We start from the raw sequence: 18,038 nt of genomic DNA on the forward strand, positions 1-18,038 counted from the left end.
GGTTTTTCAAATAGATGAGTACATATAAAATTTGGTTTAATCGCTGGTTTTCTGTTGCGTATCATTATATCGATATGATTCGCACAAACGAAGACGGTATACAGTTCGAAGTGTACGGCACACATCCGGATCCTGATCACGTCATGCTTGCCAACTGCGATTATTCTGAGATAGAACCCAAACTGGAAACAGACGATGAGTATGTCCAGTATTGTCTGAATTTTTGTGAAAAACATAGCATCGACTTGTTTGTTCCAAGGTATAAAGCGCTCCCGATCGCGAAAGCACTAAAAAAGTTTGAAGAGATAGGAACGAAGGTATTAGTAAACCGTGATGCCAATCTATTAGAAACGATAGAAAATAAAGATGAGTTTTATGACACATGCAAAGAAAAAGGCATTTTTGAGATTCCCTCTTTTTATACGGCTAGATCTGCTGAAGAATTTAAGGAAACATATGAAAAGCTGATGAACGAAGGACTGCAGGTGTGCTATAAACCTGTCGTAGGAGAAGGAGGCTATGGCTTTAGGATTATTGATAATGAGCTCGATCCTTTAAAAGAAGTGATGGCGCCGAGCTATAGAATTCCTTTTCATAGAGTATATGCTGGACTTGAAGCTGCAGGTGAATTTCCTGAACTGATGGTGATGGAGTTTTTGGAAGGGGAAGAGTACAGTATTGACTGCCTGGCTTTTGATGGTGAATTGCTGGCTGCTGTTCCGCGTAAAAAAGGCGGAGGCAGAATCCGGATTCTGGAGGATAACCAAGAGCTGATCAGGCTGGCCGAACAATTCACGAAGGAATTCAAATTAGATTATATCTTTAATATTCAAGTCAAATTCAATCAAGGCTTGCCTAAATTGCTTGAAATTAATCCAAGAATGTCAGGCGGTCTCTATTTCAGCTGTTTATCAGGAGTCAACTTCCCGTACCTGGCTGTGAAATTGCTGCTTGGGGCAAAGGTAGAAAGACAAGATGTGAAGCTGGATATAAAAGCTACTTTTTTAGAAAAAGATATCATTCTTTCAAATGGAGAATGAAACTTTTTTCTTTGTAATTCGTATGAATGAATGACACCTAGGAAAAGGTTTTTAGTTGAATTTTGTAAAAATATTGGTAGTATTAAACTTGTGGTCACGTTATCGTGATGGTAGACCAAAAGTTTCATTTTTTTCCATTCGGAAGATTCCTTTGGTCATATTTTAAGACTTGCAAGTTTCCACAATACCCAAAAGGGAGAGTGAAGAAATGGCAATTACGTTACAAAAGGGTCAAAAGATTGATCTGACAAAAGGCAATGCAGGCCTGAAATCTTTAATGGTAGGCCTTGGATGGGACCCTGTGCAGCAAAAAAGCGGCGGTCTGCTTGGCGGCTTATTCGGAGGCGGGGGCGGAAGCAATGTCGATTGTGATGCTTCTGTGTTAATGCTTGATGAAAATGACCGTCTCCTGGACAAAAAAAGTGTGATTTATTTCGGAAATCTTACCAGCAAATGCGGTTCTGTCAAACATACAGGCGACAACTTGACAGGACAAGGCGATGGAGACGATGAGCAAGTTTTAATCGACTTGAGCAAGGTGCCATCAAATATTCATAAACTAGTGTTTGTAGTAAACATTTATCAGGCTGTCCAAAGAAAGCAGCATTTTGGCATGATCCAAAACGCATTTATCCGTGTTGTGGATTCAGCAAGCAAGACTGAGCTTGTTCACTATAACCTGTCTGATGACTATTCAGGCTTAACGTCACTTATTCCCGGCGAAATATACCGTCATGGAGCAGAGTGGAAATTCGCAGCGGTTGGGCAAGGAACAAAAGATGCAACCATTACTGAGATCGCAAATCGTCACGCCTAATTTTTTTAAGCAATAAAAAATAAATGATACATAAAAGGAGTCGAAATAAAATGGCAATCAGCTTATCAAAAGGTCAAAAGATTGATTTAACGAAAACGAATCCTGGTTTATCTAAAGTATTAGTAGGTCTTGGATGGGACACAAACAAATACGATGGCGGAAATGATTTTGACTTAGACACATCTATATTCTTATTAGATGCTAACGGAAAAGCTGCAAGCGAAGCAGATTTCATTTTCTACAACAATCTTGTAGGCGGTAATGGTTCTGTTGAACATACTGGCGACAACCGCACGGGTGAAGGCAGCGGAGATGACGAAGTAATCAAGGTAAACCTTTCTCAAGTGCCTGCTTCGATTGATAAAATTGCATTCACAATCACAATTCATGATGCAGAATCACGCAGCCAAAACTTTGGACAAGTTTCAAATGCATATGTTCGCATTTTAAACGAAGACAGCAATCAAGAATTGATTCGCTATGATTTAGGAGAAGATTTCTCTATCGAAACAGCTGTAGTTGTAGGCGAATTATACCGTCACGGCGCTGAATGGAAATTCAACGCAATCGGAAGCGGCTACCAAGGCGGCTTAGGATCTCTTGTTAAAGATTATGGGTTAGATGTTTAATAAATTGCCCTGAAAAGAAGGAATAGAGGTGCGTTGTTTTTTATAAACAACGCACCTTTTCAAAAGTGAAGCTCTTTTCCAAAACATGATTGCTTTTCAATACAGTTCTGAGAAAATCATAATCTTTTGCGAAAACAGCCAAAAGTTAAGGTATTTACCAATTAGTACATGAGTAGAGGGTCTGAATGGAGGAACAAGCTTGAAGCATTTTCAATACTTACCTAAAGAGAAACGAAATGAAATATTCTTATACGAACCAATCCATTTTTCAAAAGAAACTGAACGGGAAACATTAGCCTATACATTAGGTGCCACTCTCTACATGCCTGGTAATCGAACAGCGATCTCAAGCGATGTACTATCTGGTAAATTTCTTAATGGAAAACATGAAGGTCTGACCTCAATGGTCATTTGTCTGGAGGATTCGATTGGCGACACAGAAGTAGAAGCTGCTGAAGACAATACAGTAAAACAAATTGAAACGTTGTCAAACAGTATTTTAAAAGGCCAGTTTGATCAGAGGAACTTGCCGCTTATATTCGTGCGAATCCGAAATGAAGAGCAAATGAAACGGCTCGCTTTAAAGCTTGAGCATCACCTTCAGCTTTTAAGCGGGTTTGTTTTTCCGAAATTCACATCAGAAAATGGAAGAGGTTTTTACACGGTTCTTCAGGAAATCGCAAATCTTTACTCTGTGACATTGTATGGCATGCCGATTTTAGAAACGAAAGAGATTATTTATAAAGAATCACGCATGAATGAACTGCTTGGCATTAAAGCCATTCTTGATGACTATTATGAACTCGTTTTAAATGTGAGACTTGGAGGAACGGATTTATCAGGCCTGTTCGGGATCAGAAGAAGCCGGGATACAACGATTTATGATATTTCCGTCATTCGAGACTGCATCACCGATATTATCAATGTGTTTGGCAGATGTGAAAAAGAATACATCATCTCTGGCCCGGTATGGGAGTATTTTGGCGGAGGACAGCGGATTTTAAAGCCTCAAATCAGACAAACTCCTTTTCAGCAGGCATATGGAAGCGAAGGACTTGAGTTTAGGGCAAACCTTATTGACCGTTATGACGATGGCTTAATTCACGAAATTGTGCTTGATAATACGAATGGTCTTGTCGGCAAAACAATTATTCATCCGCTGCATATTAAAATCGTTAATGCACTAAATGCAGTGACAAAAGAAGAATATTTAGATGCATCAGCGATCCTTGATCAGGCAATATCTTATAATGGTGTGATCCGAAGCGAATATTCAAACAAAATGAACGAAATTAAACCCCATTACAATTGGGCGCGGAAAATCATCTTGAAATCAAAAATATACGGGGTGTTCCATGAGCAGCAATCATTTATTGACCTTATCAACGAAACAGCAAACGAACAAATATACATTTGATTTATTAGGAAAGCTTTCGGTTGGAATTGAACTGACAAGCAACCCTTATCTTCTTCCGTTGGAAAACTTATTTTCAATGGCAGCCAGAATTAATAAAAAAAGAGGTTTTTTGTTCGTCAGCAAAGTTCTTGGAAAACACATTCCTGTTGACCCTGCGGTTGCATTATTGACTGGGAGTGCACTTGCAGCAAGATATATGGAAGTTGTTCACGGTGAAACACATCCAGAAAGAGATCAGATTCTCTCAGGCATAAACGGTGAAGCTGCCCAAAAGAGCGAGTATCGCCACACCTTGCCTGAACAAACGTTATTCATTGGATTTGCAGAAACAGCGACTGCTTTGGGGCATGCCGTATTTGAAAACTTCAAAAACGCATCTTTTTTTCATACAACAAGGGAAATGGTTTCTGGAATGGATTCCATAATTAATTTTGAAGAAGAGCATTCGCATGCGACATCCCATCGCTGTTATGTGAATGAGAGTTTATTTGATCATGACCAGCCGATTGTTTTAGTGGATGATGAAGTAACGACAGGGAAAACAGCCTTGAACATTATTGAATCCATTCAAGGAAAATATCCACGCAGTGAATACACAGTGGTGTCTATTTTAGATTGGCGATCAGAAGAAGATCTTAGACGCTTTAAAGAAACAGAAGATAGACTTGGGGTCAAAATCCATACTGTTGCTTTAATAACTGGATACATTTCCACAACTGGAGAGCCGATTGCAGAGCATCAAATGGAAACAGATGCAGATTCTGTGTTTGATTCTAAGGTAAACGAACTCTATTTAACAGGAGAAGATGTTCAACTGACTTCTTATTCTTCGGAACTCTTATCTGCCCGATATCTTCATCACACTGGCCGTTTTGGTCTTTCAGATTCTGAACAGATCAGCGTACAGGCTTTTTGTGAAATGGCAGCTTCTGAGATTATGCAGAAGCGTAAGGGAAATAAGACATTATGTCTTGGTACGGGAGAATTTATGTATTTGCCGATGAAGATAGCTTCTTATATGGGTGACGGGATTTTCTATCAATCCACAACTAGAAGTCCGATCCATCCAGTTGAACGCAAAGACTACGCTGTAAAAAACAGCTATCCTTTCACTAACCCAGAAGACGGGGAAACAGTGAACTACTTTTATAATACAGAGCGGAATCAATACGACGAAGTATTTGTCTTTTTTGAACGGACTGTTTTAGAAAATCATATGCAATCCATGCTTCTTCAGCTAAAAAAGGTCTTTCCGGTTATTAATCTCGTATTTTTTAGTACACACAAAAAGGATGTGCAATAGATGAATAAGTTGACGCAGCAATTGCCAAAGCCAGCAGCAATGGGCAGTTATTCTGAACAGGATGTCATCTTCCTGCTGAAGGATTTGAGTCAGGTCCAGCTAGAAAAATCAACATTGGAGAGAGAGCAGGCTGTTCAAAGCGGTACCCATTATTCAGAAATGCTTCCGATTGAATATAAACCGTCTGATGAATATTTACAGCTTTTTCATCATTCTTTAGATATGTACAAACAAAAACTGGCAATTGCAGTAGGAACAGTTGCAGAGCGCATTTTGAAAGTGAAAGGGCGCAGCATCGTGCTTGTGTCACTTGCAAGAGCGGGCACGCCAATTGGAATATTAATGAAACGATACTTACTTCAAACCTACAACCTGAACGTCCCTCATTACAGTGTTTCAATTATAAGAGGCCGCGGTATAGATGAAAATGCGATGAGATATATTGCACAGAATCACCCGGAAGATCACGTTCAATTTGTGGATGGCTGGACTGGAAAAGGTGCTATTACAAAAGAGCTGAACGAGGCGATGCTGGACTTTAACAGCAAATATGGAATGCAGATTGACGATTCACTTGCAGTCTTGGCTGATCCTGGATATTGTACGGATATTTACGGAACAAGAGAAGATTTTCTTATTCCGAGTGCCTGCTTAAACTCTACTGTTTCAGGTCTGGTGAGCAGAACGGTATTAAATGATCTTTTAATTGGAATAGATGATTTTCATGGGGCAAAGTATTATTCAGAACTGCTTTCTGAAGATGTTTCCAATCATTTTATTGACGTTGTCGTTTCTGAATTTGAACATGTTTCAGATGAGATTAATAAACAAGTTTTGAAGCTTGAAACAGAAGATACGCGGCCTGCATGGAAGGGTATCCAGGATATTAAACAGATCCAGGAAGATTTCAGCATCGAAAATATTCATCATGTAAAGCCAGGAGTCGGAGAAACAACACGTGTTCTTTTACGAAGAATTCCTTGGAAAATACTTGTGAAAGATTTGAATAACACAGACCTTGAACACATTTTCCTGCTTGCCAAGGAACGGAATGTACCTGTAATCGAATATAAGAACATGTCATATTCATGCTGCGGCATTATCAAGCCCCTAAACTAGGAGGAACTATCTGTGATTTTTGCAAGTGATCTAGATCAAACGCTCATTTATTCAAGAAGATCCTTCCGCGTGCCGGTGATCGAGTCGGATATCCGCTTAATTGAAATCCTTGAGGATAAGGAAATTTCATTTATGACGAATAAAGCAATTTCCATGCTGAAGGAAATTGCATCGCAAATGACTTTTGTGCCAGTGACAACAAGAACACCCTCTCAATTCGAACGCATTTCTGTTTTTCAGGAAGAAATCCTTCCGAGCTATGCAATTACTAGCAATGGGGGACATGTGTTTAAAGATGGGAAGCTGGATTCCGAATGGAAAATCCATTTAGAAACAAAAATGAAAAATGAGTGCACAAGTTTAAAAGAGGTTTCCCTTAAGTTTCAGGATATTGCTGCGGACGAGTGGGTTCTAAAACAGAAAAATGCTGAAAACCTTTTTCTATATAATATTATCGATCGCGACCATATTCCCTTAACACACCTGCAGGAATTTATACTCTGGCTCGATGAACATGGATGGAAGCACTCATTGCAAGGCAGAAAGCTCTACTTTGTTCCAAAGCCGATCAATAAATGGGATGCCGTTGCTTATGTAAAAGATGCGGTGGGAGCTAAAACAGTTATCACTGCAGGAGATTCACTCTTGGATTTATGCATGCTAGAAGGAGCAGATCATGCTTTTTCTCCGCTGCACGGCGAACTTGGTGAATCAAATACACGTTTAGTTGAATCGATTAAAAGAACAATCAAGAACGGAATTTTTGCATCTGAAGAGATTCTTGAGAACGTTGCGGCTCTTTCTAAAAAGAATCTCTTGATCTAGAAATATTTACCTTATGTGATAAAATGGTACAATAAATAAATGGTGTTTCCAAAGGTGAATGGCTATATGAATGATTTTCTTTAGATATTATTGGAGTGAACGTATTGGTTATATTAGAAAAGAACCATACAAATTTACTGGATAAAAATATAATGAGTTCTGCCCAAGCCTGTCAGGAATGGGGAATTGACAATTCAACTCTGCGGAAGCGGATTGATCAATTCCCAAAAGGCACCATTCGTAAATTTGGAAAAACATGGGTTGTAACGAGTGAAGGAATGTACCGTGTATTCGGCGAAAAGAGAAAAGATAACTTAAAATGATCGATGTATGACTTTTGGGGGGAGGGGGATTTGGGATGATTCGAACATATCAGCCAGTAGCGGCAATCGGCGTAGAAACAGAATGGAAAGCGCTTCTTTATCAGTCTTTGTCCGAGCGCTCAGGGTTTATGAAGACTCCCTTTGAAATGAAAATCCCTCAAATAGCCATTAGATTGCTTGGCACACCTTTAGTAGAAGATGAATATTTTCAAATGCTTTATGATCTTGTTCACGATAAAGATCTTGATCTTCATTTTATAAGCGAAAATCTTGATAAAACGATTCCGCAGGAAAAATTTCAGGCTGTGCAAAATTTATTGCTTCAACACGGAAAAGAAAAGCTCTCAGTTAATCGATTTGTGGCGTTTATGGATCGTGACCAGCTGCTTCCAATACTGAAAAATCCAGAATTGAACCGTCATCTTAGAGCATGCATGATCCAAGTCCTCTCTCATTTTTTTGCCCAAGGCAAAGATGATGGAGGGGATTTCAGAAGAGTCATCGTGGATCTTGTGAAATGGACATGGAATCATTTATATAAGGAACTCGAAAAAGCTGCAGAGCAAGAAGAAAAAACGCCAAAGTTTTTCTGGTATGGCGATGCCTCAAAAAGCGAGCAATATTTCCTCATGTTCCTTATCCTTTTCGGCTGCGATGTCATCATCGTGCATCCAGAGGGAAAGGATGTTTTAGATGAAACGGACCCTGAGGAAAAGTGCAGCAAAATCATTCGCCACCCGGGAACCCATGAGCTAGAGCCGTTTCCTAAAACAAGACCGGAACGAACTTCAACCATTGCCTACAAAGCATCGAAAGAAATTGACATGGTTCTTCATTCAGAAGATTCCATGCTGTATAAGCCTTGGCAATTCCGCAGCTATATTCCTAATGCAATTACATTAAAAACAACGTATGACGAACTTTTCATTCTTATAAAGGAAAGAGCTTTTATCAGGCCTAATTTTGAGGTGAGAAACAATACGGTCAATATTCCAACTATTTTTTCGAAGGTATTTGGAATGACGAAAAACCGCCGCACGTACTGGAGTAAAATTCAGGATTTAGCGGATTACGAATATGCAACAGTTGTTAAGCAATTCCCGTTTACTTGGGAGGCGAAAGGCAACCCGCATTTTCATTACCAAAATGCTCTCAATGAAAAACAGGAATTACAAGCTGAAAAAATGATGAACAGCAACTGGTGGAGATATGCGAACCTGCCAAAAGGGCTGCAGAAGGGGATAGCTGAAGCCATTTCAAGATATTGCGCCCACCCAAAACTGAAAAAACTGGATCAGGAAAGCTTGTATGATCTGCAATTATATTTGTTCAGCCAGTCGATGAATATTCCGCATGAAATGATAAAGCTGATGCAGAACTTTGATTACTCGCAATATGTGCCAAGGGTTATTCTTTATAATAATGAAAAAAATGGATATTTAACCCGTTCAGATGCAGCAATTTTACTTTTGCTGAATGAATTTGGTCTGGATATTGTCATATATAACCCGCCGGGGCATAACGATATCGAAAACTTTGTTGATGAAAGATACTATGACAGTCATTGGCTTGATGAAATGAGCTTTGGAGAAGAATTCCAGGAACCTTCACGGCTGAAAAAATTCATCCGCAAGATGTTCTAAATTATAGGGAGGTAAGGATTATGTCTCAAGTACCGGGACTCAGTAAAGTTGATCAAATGGAAGAGGTCTTGCAGCAAGGACCTAATAATATGAAGCTCCAGCTTCAAAAGGAGCCAGAAGTTCAAAAGCTTGCTGAAATGATTGATTACCGCAACCAAGTGGGCATGCTTGAATATGGAAAAGCACCTGCGAATGAAATTTCTTCGTTTTCAGGAAAAATACTAAATACGATGCAGTCGGGCAGCATGGAAGAATCAAGCGCGCTCCTTAAGCATCTGGGCAAAATTATGGACCGATTTGACCCTAAGGATTTTGCAGAAGAAAAAGGCTTCATGAAAAAAATCTTTAACCGCGGTCAAAAGATGGTTGAGAAAATCATGTCGAAGTACCAGACTATGGGCGGGGAAATTGATAAAGTTTACACGGAAATCGTAAAATACGAAGATGAAATGAAACGAACAACAAATACGCTTGAACAGTTATATGAACAAAACTTCCAGTATTACATGGAACTCGAAAAATATATCGTAGCCGGCGACATGAAAGCTGCTGAGCTAAAGCAGCAGCTGCCGGCATTAGAAAGCAAAGCCGCATCTGGTGATCAGCTTGCACAAATGGAGCTTGATACGATGCGCAATGCAGTAGAAGTGCTTGAACAAAGAGTGTATGATTTGGAGCTTGCGAAGCAAGTAGCCTATCAGTCAGCACCGCAAATTCGCCTGCTTCAAAGAGGAAACACGAAGCTGATCGGGAAAATCAATTCTGCCTTTGTCACAACCATTCCAATCTTTAAAACAGGCTTAATCAACGCGATTGCTGCCAAAAGACAAAAACTTGTGGCAGATTCGATGAATGAGCTTGAAAAACGGACAAATGAAATGCTCATCAAAAATGCTCAGAACATTTCAAAACAAAGTGTAGATATTGCAAGACTCTCAGGCAGTCCGAGTATTAAAATCGAAACGATTGAGGAAACATGGAGCATTATTTTAAAAGGGATGCAGGAAACAAAAGCAATTGAAGACGAGAATAAACAGCTTCGCGAACAAGGCCGTGTACGTCTTGAAGAGCTGCAAAATAACTTTAAACTAATCAAAAACAGCCGCTAAAACTCGGATAAACTCCGGGTTTTTCTATGAAAATTGTTTAGACTAATATCTAGCTCATTTTATCATTTTTGCCGATTTATTAGAAAAAGAGCATGAAACCTCACTGCAGCGTAAAATAAACCTTAACGAGAATAGCCTTTTAATAGAAAATTTGAAAAATATACTGATTTATTAGAAGGATAAAGATTAAGGTAGCATAAAGTGTTAGAATTTGTTTATAATGAATGGTATGACTCGAATTACATAAGGTTCGGAAGCTTGCAATTATTATCCGAAATTCTTAATCTAAAATAGATGAACGACTAGAAAGGGAGTGCCTCCAATTGAGTATTGCAGAATATTCTAAGGAACAGCTTAAAGAAATGTCGATGATTGAAGTTGCATACGACATTATGGCAGAAAAAAGAACGCCATATCTTTTTAAAGATTTGGTAAAAGAAATCAGTGATATCATTGGTCTGTCTAAAAGTCAGGTTGAAGATAAAATTTCTCAATTTTACACAGATTTAAATATTGATGGACGTTATATTTGTGTTGGGGAAAATACATGGGGTCTGCGCAGCTGGTACCCATATGAACAAATCGAAGAAGAGGTTGTTCCAGTCGCAAAACCTAAGAAGAAAAAAGCGAAAAAAGCGGTTGATGAGGATCTTGATGTTGACGATTTTGATGAAGTGGATGAAGAGGAATTAGAGTACGATGATGTCGAAGAGTATGAAGATGATGCAGATGATGCAGATGATGATCTTGATGACGACGATGATGATCTGGATGATGATATCGAAGAAGTCATTGAAGATGATGACTTTGAGATTGATGAAGATGATGAAGACTTGGATGAGGATGCACTGGATGAAGATGATGAGGAAGAGGATAAATCACCTTGACTTTCTAGTTTCAACTAGGTAGAATCTTATTTGGGCTCTTTAAAAGCTATACCATTGGTTTATATATACCATGCTCCCTTTCGCAACGCGCAAGGGAGCTTTCTTATTTTATATGCGCAGTTCAGCCGGAGCTTAAGGCGGCTTATGCGCTTTTCCTATTTTCAGGAGATGGAAAGACCCCCTGACAAAACATATAAAAGATATATTGTTCCCATTCGATTGGGAATGTTTTCTTTTGTGCACATTAATCTTATACATCATTTGAAGGGAGAAGAAGAACATATGACAAAGTATATTTTTGTTACAGGAGGCGTTGTGTCCTCACTTGGAAAAGGGATCACAGCAGCTTCTCTTGGACGCTTGCTTAAAAACAGAGGATTAAAGGTGACAATCCAAAAGTTTGATCCATACATCAACGTGGACCCGGGAACGATGAGTCCCTATCAGCACGGTGAGGTTTTCGTAACAGACGACGGCGCTGAAACAGACCTTGACCTTGGACACTATGAGCGTTTCATCGACATTAATTTAAATAAATACAGCAACGTAACAACTGGTAAAATTTATTCTTCTGTCCTTAAGAAAGAACGCCGCGGCGACTACCTTGGGGGAACGGTTCAGGTTATCCCTCACATCACTAATGAAATCAAAGACCGTGTATTCCGTGCAGGAAAAGAAACAAACGCAGACGTCGTCATTACAGAAATCGGCGGAACAGTAGGGGATATTGAATCACTTCCATTCCTCGAAGCAATCCGTCAAATGAAGAGTGACATTGGCCGTGACAATGTTATGTACATTCACTGTACACTTGTTCCTTACATCAAAGCTGCCGGTGAAATGAAAACAAAGCCGACACAGCACAGTGTTAAAGAACTAAGAAGCTTAGGCATTCAGCCAAACGTGATCGTTCTTCGTACAGAAATGCCAATTTCTCAAGACATGAAGGACAAGATTGCATTATTCTGTGATATTGATACAAATGCTGTTATTGAATGCCGTGATGCGGATACTCTTTATTCAATTCCTTTGGCTCTTCAAGAACAGCACCTTGATCAAATCACATGCGATCATTTGAAGCTTGAATCACGCGAACCGGAAATGTCAGAGTGGATCGAGCTTGTTCAAAAAGTTACGAACCTGTCAAAAACAGTTCGCATTGCAATTGTCGGAAAATACGTAGAGCTTCAAGATGCTTATATCTCAGTTGTTGAAGCGCTGCGTCATGCAGGCTATGCATTCGATGCAGACATCAACATCAAATGGATAAATGCAGAAGAAGTAACAGCGTTAAACAAAGATGAGCTTCTTTCTGATGTAGATGGAATCCTTGTACCAGGCGGCTTCGGCGATCGCGGCGTAGAAGGCAAAATCCTTGCAACTCAATATGCGCGTGAAAACAAAGTTCCATTCTTCGGAATCTGTCTTGGCATGCAAGTAGCTTCAATTGAATATGCACGCAATGTTCTTGGACTGCAGGGTGCACATTCATCTGAGCTTGATCTTGCAACACCATACCCGATTATCGACTTGCTTCCAGAGCAAAAAGATATCGAGGACCTTGGCGGCACACTTCGTCTTGGACTTTACCCGGCTAAGCTTGATCCTTCATCACGTGCATTTGAAGCATATCAGGATGAAGTAATCTATGAGCGCCACCGTCATCGCTATGAGTTCAACAATGAATACCGTCAAGCAATGGAAGACGCAGGATTCATCTTCTCAGGTACAAGCCCTGACGGCAGACTTGTAGAAATTATCGAATTAAAAGATCACCCCTGGTTCGTGGCTTCCCAGTTCCATCCGGAATTCACATCAAGACCAACTAGACCGCAGCCATTATTCCGTGAATTTGTGAATGCATCATTAATGGCTTCTGAAAAATAATGAATGGCAAAAAACCTGACAGGAATCTGTCAGGTTTTTTTGTCCCGCTATGGAGAGCTAATACAAATACAAAATGTGAAACATCTATGTCAGAAATCGTTACTAGATTCCTTTAGTCAGTTACTATCCTCACACATGTAAAAACGCTCATTTTTAAGCTTTGGAAGCACCAAGGAATACTAAATTTTCAGGCTTCCTATCCGAGATGTTCCTTTTACTATCCGCTCAGGGCCAGTATATTTTCCCAGAAACCAGGTTTTACTGTCCGAAATAGGAGTGTAATTATCCGAATGGTAATCTGCGCATTTTTACTTACGCATAATTCAACAGTTTACCATTTACTCTTCCTCATATTCACTCAATATTTCCTTTAGCGTAAAGCTCAGCGCATAATAGACAAAAAGGGATGTCATTAAAGCTGGGTAACCGTAGCGGCTTCCATCTTCATCAGGAATCAGCCCTTTTTTAAGCTTTGAATCAATATGTACATCTACGAGCTCATCTAGCCGGTTCTTTTCGTCCTTCAAAAAGCACGATACGCCAACAGTGCCAATCCCTAATTCGCGAAGCTTTTCAGCAAGCTCTATTGCCTCTTGGTCATTTGATCGATGAGTGATCAGTAAGACACGGTCTGCATCTGTCAGCTTGTTTATCGTGCCGTCTTCTGAAAATAATGGCTTTGCAGAGGAAAGCGGTTCAGAGCTAAGAATCGCTTCATCGACAATCCCGTGAAGCTCGCCATAGCCATGTATATAGATTGTGCCGCTTCCGACTGCAGCTTGGGCGAGCAGTCTTGCTCCGTCTTCTATCGCAAGCTCTTCTTGCTCTTGAATCCGGTTAAAGTGGCCATTTAATTGAGTCATAAATATTTTCATCATATCAAAAAAACACTCCTTTACATCCATAATTATAACGAATTGAAAGGAGATCTCCTAACATCTGCGTTCAGAATTTGTCGATAAAGATCTTTCAAAACCAGCAGGAATAAGAATGCGAAGAGCCGAATAACTATCGTATGATTTAGCGAACTGCCTTATACTAGGGTAGGAAGCACTAGACTGTTTCCATCGAAATAGAAGTTAAACGGTAGTTTTGCTATATAATCCTAAAATGAAGAGGTGCAGGAACATGAATGAGAAAATATTAATCGTGGACGATCAGTACGGAATCCGAATATTGTTAAATGAAGTTTTCCAAAAAGCGGGGTATCAGACATTTCAAGCAGCAAATGGCTTTCAGGCGCTTGAGATTGTAGATAAGCAATCTCCAGATTTAGTTCTTCTTGATATGAAAATTCCTGGAATGGATGGGATTGAAATCCTAAAAAGAATGAGAGTAGTTGAGCCTGATATCCGCGTTATCATTATGACTGCCTATGGGGAGCTTGATATGATTCAAGAAGCGAAAGACCTTGGCGCGCTTACACATTTCGCCAAACCATTTGATATAGATGAGATTCGTGATGCTGTTAGAAAGTACCTTCCGATCCGATCAAACTAAATTATATTAGAATATTCAGATTAATGTCGAAAAGTTGCCGTTTTTCTCATAAGTTGGTATGCTAGTGATTGAGAAAAGCTTGTTTATCATTTCATCAGATTACATATAATGCAATCGTTCTGGTCATGCTAGATGTTACGTAAGCTTTTCGGTTTAGCAAATTAGCTGCATAGGGAGGATATTTCGACATGCCTTTAGTATCAATGACAGAAATGTTGAATAAAGCAAAAAGCGAGGGTTACGCTGTAGGTCAATTTAACCTGAACAACCTTGAGTTCACTCAAGCGATTCTTCAAGCTGCTGAAGAAGAAAAGTCACCAGTTATCCTAGGTGTTTCTGAAGGTGCTGCACGTTACATGAGCGGCTTCAAAACTGTGGTTAAAATGGTAGAAGGACTAATGGAAGACTTGAACGTAACTGTACCGGTTGCGATTCATCTTGATCATGGTTCAAGCTTTGACAAATGTAAAGAAGCAATCGATGCTGGTTTTACATCTGTAATGATTGACGCTTCTCACCACCCATTTGAAGAGAACATTGAAACAACTGCTAAAGTTGTGGACTATGCTCATTCAAAAGGTGTTTCTGTTGAAGCTGAGCTTGGAACAGTTGGCGGACAGGAAGACGACGTAATTGCTGAAGGCGTTATTTACGCTGATCCTAAAGAGTGCGAAGAAATGGTAAAACGCACTGGTATTGACTGCATAGCACCTGCATTAGGTTCTGTACACGGTCCTTACAAAGGCGAGCCTAACTTAGGCTTCAAAGAGATGGAAGAAATCGGAAATGCTACTGGCATGCCGTTAGTACTTCATGGCGGAACTGGTATCCCAACACACGATATCAAAAAAGCCATCTCATTTGGTACAGCTAAAATCAACGTTAACACTGAAAACCAAATTGCTTCTGCTAAAGCTGTTCGCGAAACATTAGCAGCTAAGCCTAATGAATATGATCCACGTAAATATTTAGGCCCAGCCCGCGATGCTATTAAAGCAACAGTTGCAGGCAAAATGAAAGAATTCGGTTCTGCAGGCAGAGCTTAATTTTTCAAAAAAATAAAACCGCCTTTGATACAAATATGAAACGACAAGGCGGTTTCTCTTTCAAACGGAAGTAAGCGTAAACAAGTTAAATTTTTCTGATATCTTAGGAGGATGGCAGAATGTTATTTTTCATCGATACTGCAAATGTCGAAGAAATTAAAGAAGCACAATCTCTTGGGATTTTATCCGGTGTAACAACGAACCCAAGTTTAGTTGCGAAAGAAAACGTATCCTTTCATGATCGCTTAAAAGAAATAACGGATATTGTTTCTGGATCAGTCAGTGCAGAGGTTATTTCCTTAAAGGCAGAGGAAATGATTGAAGAAGGCAAGGAATTAGCTGAGATTGCATCAAATATTACAGTTAAAGTGCCAATGACTCCGGATGGTTTAAAGGCTGTTAAAGCATTAACCGACCTTGGAATTAAAACCAATGTTACGTTAATATTTAATGCTAATCAGGCATTGCTTGCAGCTAGAGCAGGCGCAACTTATGTATCACCGTTTGTGGGGCGTCTTGATGATATCGGACAAAATGGCATGGAACTGATCTCGACGATTTCGGAAATGTTTGATATTCATGGAATTGAGTCTCAAATCATTGCAGCATCCATCAGACATCCAATGCACGTGACAGAAGCAGCTCTTCACGGTGCACACATTGCGACCATCCCATTCAATGTCATTAATCAGCTATGCAAGCATCCGCTGACAGATAAAGGAATTGAAAAGTTTTTAGCAGACTGGAACAATCGCAAACAATAGATTGCAATGACTATAGAATAAAAGAATGGCAAGCATAGTGCTTGCCATTTGTCTCTTAAATTAAGAACCTTCCAAGCGCTTATCATTTCCCCTGCAAAAACGGCCTCTTAATATAAAACGGGTAAACAAAAAAAATTCATATGTCTTAATAGACAAAAGAAAAAAAACTTGAACTTGTATTCTTTGTCTCATTAATGGAAAATATTTGTTTGAAAGGGATCTTTTTTTGAATCTCTTTACATTCACAGTTCCAATACGTTATAGCTTTTTTATAGATCCACCATTTTAATCTCATAACACGATGGCTTTTTACAAGAAAAGCGCAAGCGCCCGATTAGCACAGGCGACCCGAGCTGGACATCAATGCGCTAAATGTTATACTTTCATAACTCTTGAAAAAGTCAACTTCCCTGAGAAAGGAGACTATCATGGAAAAATTGAAAATTGCAGGCGGATATCCGTTAAAAGGTACGGTTAATATAAGCGGCGCTAAGAATAGTGCGGTAGCATTAATCCCTGCCACCATTTTGGCTCAAACACCTGTAACCATTGAAGGCTTGCCTGACATTTCAGATGTACATATTCTTAAAGGGCTGCTTGAAGAAATCGGAGGGACAGCTGAATTTAAGAACAACGAAATGTATGTGAATCCTGCTGACATGATTTCTATGCCTCTGCCAAGCGGAAAAGTGAAGAAATTGCGTGCTTCGTATTACTTGATGGGAGCCATGCTCGGCCGGTTTAAAAAAGCAGTCATTGGCTTGCCGGGCGGATGTCACCTTGGGCCGCGCCCAATCGATCAGCATATTAAAGGTTTCGAGGCACTTGGGGCAAAGGTAACAAATGAACAGGGTGCCATTTATTTGCGTGCAGAGGAATTAAGAGGTGCCCGCATATATTTAGACGTTGTAAGCGTCGGGGCAACTATTAACATTATGCTTGCAGCTGTTCTTGCCAAAGGCCAGACAATTATTGAAAATGCGGCAAAAGAGCCGGAAATAATTGATGTTGCTACCCTTCTCTCAAGCATGGGGGCAAAGATCAAAGGTGCCGGAACAGACGTAATCCGTATTGATGGCGTTGAAAATCTGCATGGCTGCAGACATTCTATTATTCCGGACAGGATTGAAGCTGGAACGTATATGATTATTGGTGCTGCCATGGGACAGGAAGTGCTGATTGATAACGTCATTCCACTTCATCTTGAATCTCTCATTGCAAAATTCAGAGAGATGGGTATACATGTTGAAACAAATAATGATCAGATTTGGATAGTAGGCGGCCAGAAGGAACTAAAATCTGTTGATATCAAAACACTTGTTTATCCAGGATTTCCGACAGATCTGCAGCAGCCATTTACATCTCTGCTGACAAAATCTACTGGGACAAGCGTTGTCACAGATACAATCTATTCTGCCCGATTTAAGCATATTGATGAACTGCGCCGTATGGGGGCAAAGATAAAAGTCGAAGGCAGATCAGCCATCATCACAGGTCCGACAAAGCTCCAAGGTGCGAAAGTGAAGGCAAGCGATCTGCGTGCTGGAGCAGCACTGGTTGCAGCGGGACTAATTGCAGAAGGTGTCACAGAAGTAACAGGTCTGGAACATATAGACCGGGGATACAGTCAGCTGGAAGAAAAATTAACCAGCCTTGGCGCTACGATTTGGCGTGAAAAATTAACAGAGCAGGAAATCGAACAATTACAAAATTCATAAAATAAAAATTC

17 protein-coding genes are annotated in these 18,038 nt (G+C 39.9%); 16 read left to right on the forward strand and 1 reads right to left on the reverse strand.

Annotated elements, in window-relative coordinates:
- Positions 1-14 precede the first annotated feature (14 nt).
- The 12 genes from CYJ36_RS10925 (at position 15) to CYJ36_RS10980 (ending at position 12,999) form a co-directional block, all read left to right on the forward strand.
- Entirely contained in the window at positions 15-1,040 is a 1,026-nt protein-coding gene (locus CYJ36_RS10925) for an ATP-grasp domain-containing protein (RefSeq protein ID WP_101567305.1), read from the forward strand.
- 208 nt (positions 1,041-1,248) lie between these two features.
- Positions 1,249-1,857 (forward strand): TerD family protein, encoded by a 609-nt coding sequence (locus CYJ36_RS10930; protein WP_101567306.1) that lies wholly within the window; start codon positions 1,249-1,251, stop codon positions 1,855-1,857.
- A gap of 50 nt (positions 1,858-1,907) precedes the next feature.
- A complete protein-coding gene (locus CYJ36_RS10935) occupies positions 1,908-2,486 on the forward strand; it encodes a TerD family protein (protein WP_101567307.1) in 579 nt (192 codons plus the stop codon).
- Positions 2,487-2,685: 199 nt separating this feature from the next.
- A complete protein-coding gene (locus CYJ36_RS10940; protein WP_101567308.1) occupies positions 2,686-3,903 on the forward strand; it encodes an HpcH/HpaI aldolase/citrate lyase family protein in 1,218 nt (405 codons plus the stop codon).
- Complete coding sequence (locus tag CYJ36_RS10945) at positions 3,842-5,206, forward strand: phosphoribosyltransferase family protein (RefSeq protein ID WP_101567309.1); 1,365 nt, start codon at positions 3,842-3,844, stop codon at positions 5,204-5,206. Before CYJ36_RS10940 ends, CYJ36_RS10945 begins: the two co-directional genes overlap by 62 nt.
- Complete coding sequence (locus CYJ36_RS10950) at positions 5,207-6,325, forward strand: cysteine protease StiP family protein (protein ID WP_101567310.1); 1,119 nt, start codon at positions 5,207-5,209, stop codon at positions 6,323-6,325.
- A gap of 12 nt (positions 6,326-6,337) precedes the next feature.
- Positions 6,338-7,150 carry an HAD family hydrolase gene (locus CYJ36_RS10955; RefSeq protein WP_101567311.1) on the forward strand — a complete coding sequence of 271 codons (813 nt, stop codon included), beginning with the start codon at positions 6,338-6,340 and terminating at the stop codon, positions 7,148-7,150.
- A 152-nt stretch (positions 7,151-7,302) separates the two neighbouring features.
- Positions 7,303-7,473, forward strand: coding sequence for a helix-turn-helix domain-containing protein (locus CYJ36_RS23620; protein ID WP_180850237.1), 171 nt, complete (start codon positions 7,303-7,305; stop codon positions 7,471-7,473).
- Positions 7,474-7,508: 35 nt separating this feature from the next.
- Entirely contained in the window at positions 7,509-9,116 is a 1,608-nt protein-coding gene (locus tag CYJ36_RS10965; RefSeq protein WP_101567313.1) for a YceG family protein, read from the forward strand.
- A gap of 20 nt (positions 9,117-9,136) precedes the next feature.
- A complete protein-coding gene (locus tag CYJ36_RS10970) occupies positions 9,137-10,225 on the forward strand; it encodes a toxic anion resistance protein (protein ID WP_101567314.1) in 1,089 nt (362 codons plus the stop codon).
- Between the two features lie 323 nt (positions 10,226-10,548).
- Positions 10,549-11,112 carry a DNA-directed RNA polymerase subunit delta gene (rpoE, locus tag CYJ36_RS10975; RefSeq protein WP_101567315.1) on the forward strand — a complete coding sequence of 188 codons (564 nt, stop codon included), beginning with the start codon at positions 10,549-10,551 and terminating at the stop codon, positions 11,110-11,112.
- Between the two features lie 282 nt (positions 11,113-11,394).
- A complete protein-coding gene (locus CYJ36_RS10980) occupies positions 11,395-12,999 on the forward strand; it encodes a CTP synthase (RefSeq protein ID WP_101567484.1) in 1,605 nt (534 codons plus the stop codon).
- A 338-nt stretch (positions 13,000-13,337) separates the two neighbouring features.
- Here CYJ36_RS10980 and CYJ36_RS10985 read toward each other — a convergent pair whose 3' ends face one another.
- The gene (locus CYJ36_RS10985) at positions 13,338-13,877 is read right to left on the reverse strand and encodes a DUF2529 domain-containing protein (RefSeq protein ID WP_101567485.1); all 540 of its coding nucleotides are present in this window, start codon (positions 13,875-13,877) and stop codon (positions 13,338-13,340) included.
- Between the two features lie 250 nt (positions 13,878-14,127).
- Between CYJ36_RS10985 and CYJ36_RS10990 the strand changes: the two genes are divergently transcribed.
- The 4 genes from CYJ36_RS10990 (at position 14,128) to CYJ36_RS11005 (ending at position 18,027) form a co-directional block, all read left to right on the forward strand.
- Positions 14,128-14,499 (forward strand): response regulator, encoded by a 372-nt coding sequence (locus CYJ36_RS10990; protein ID WP_101567316.1) that lies wholly within the window; start codon positions 14,128-14,130, stop codon positions 14,497-14,499.
- A 188-nt stretch (positions 14,500-14,687) separates the two neighbouring features.
- Entirely contained in the window at positions 14,688-15,545 is an 858-nt protein-coding gene (locus CYJ36_RS10995; protein WP_101567317.1) for a class II fructose-bisphosphate aldolase, read from the forward strand.
- 119 nt (positions 15,546-15,664) lie between these two features.
- Positions 15,665-16,309, forward strand: coding sequence for a fructose-6-phosphate aldolase (gene fsa / locus CYJ36_RS11000; protein WP_101567318.1), 645 nt, complete (start codon positions 15,665-15,667; stop codon positions 16,307-16,309).
- A gap of 428 nt (positions 16,310-16,737) precedes the next feature.
- On the forward strand, positions 16,738-18,027 hold the full coding sequence (locus CYJ36_RS11005) for a UDP-N-acetylglucosamine 1-carboxyvinyltransferase (protein ID WP_101567319.1): 1,290 nt from the start codon (positions 16,738-16,740) through the stop codon (positions 18,025-18,027).
- Positions 18,028-18,038 lie beyond the last annotated feature (11 nt).

This window comes from Bacillus sp. UMB0893 (assembly GCF_002858905.1).
Taxonomy (GTDB): Bacteria; Bacillota; Bacilli; order Bacillales; family Bacillaceae; genus Bacillus_P.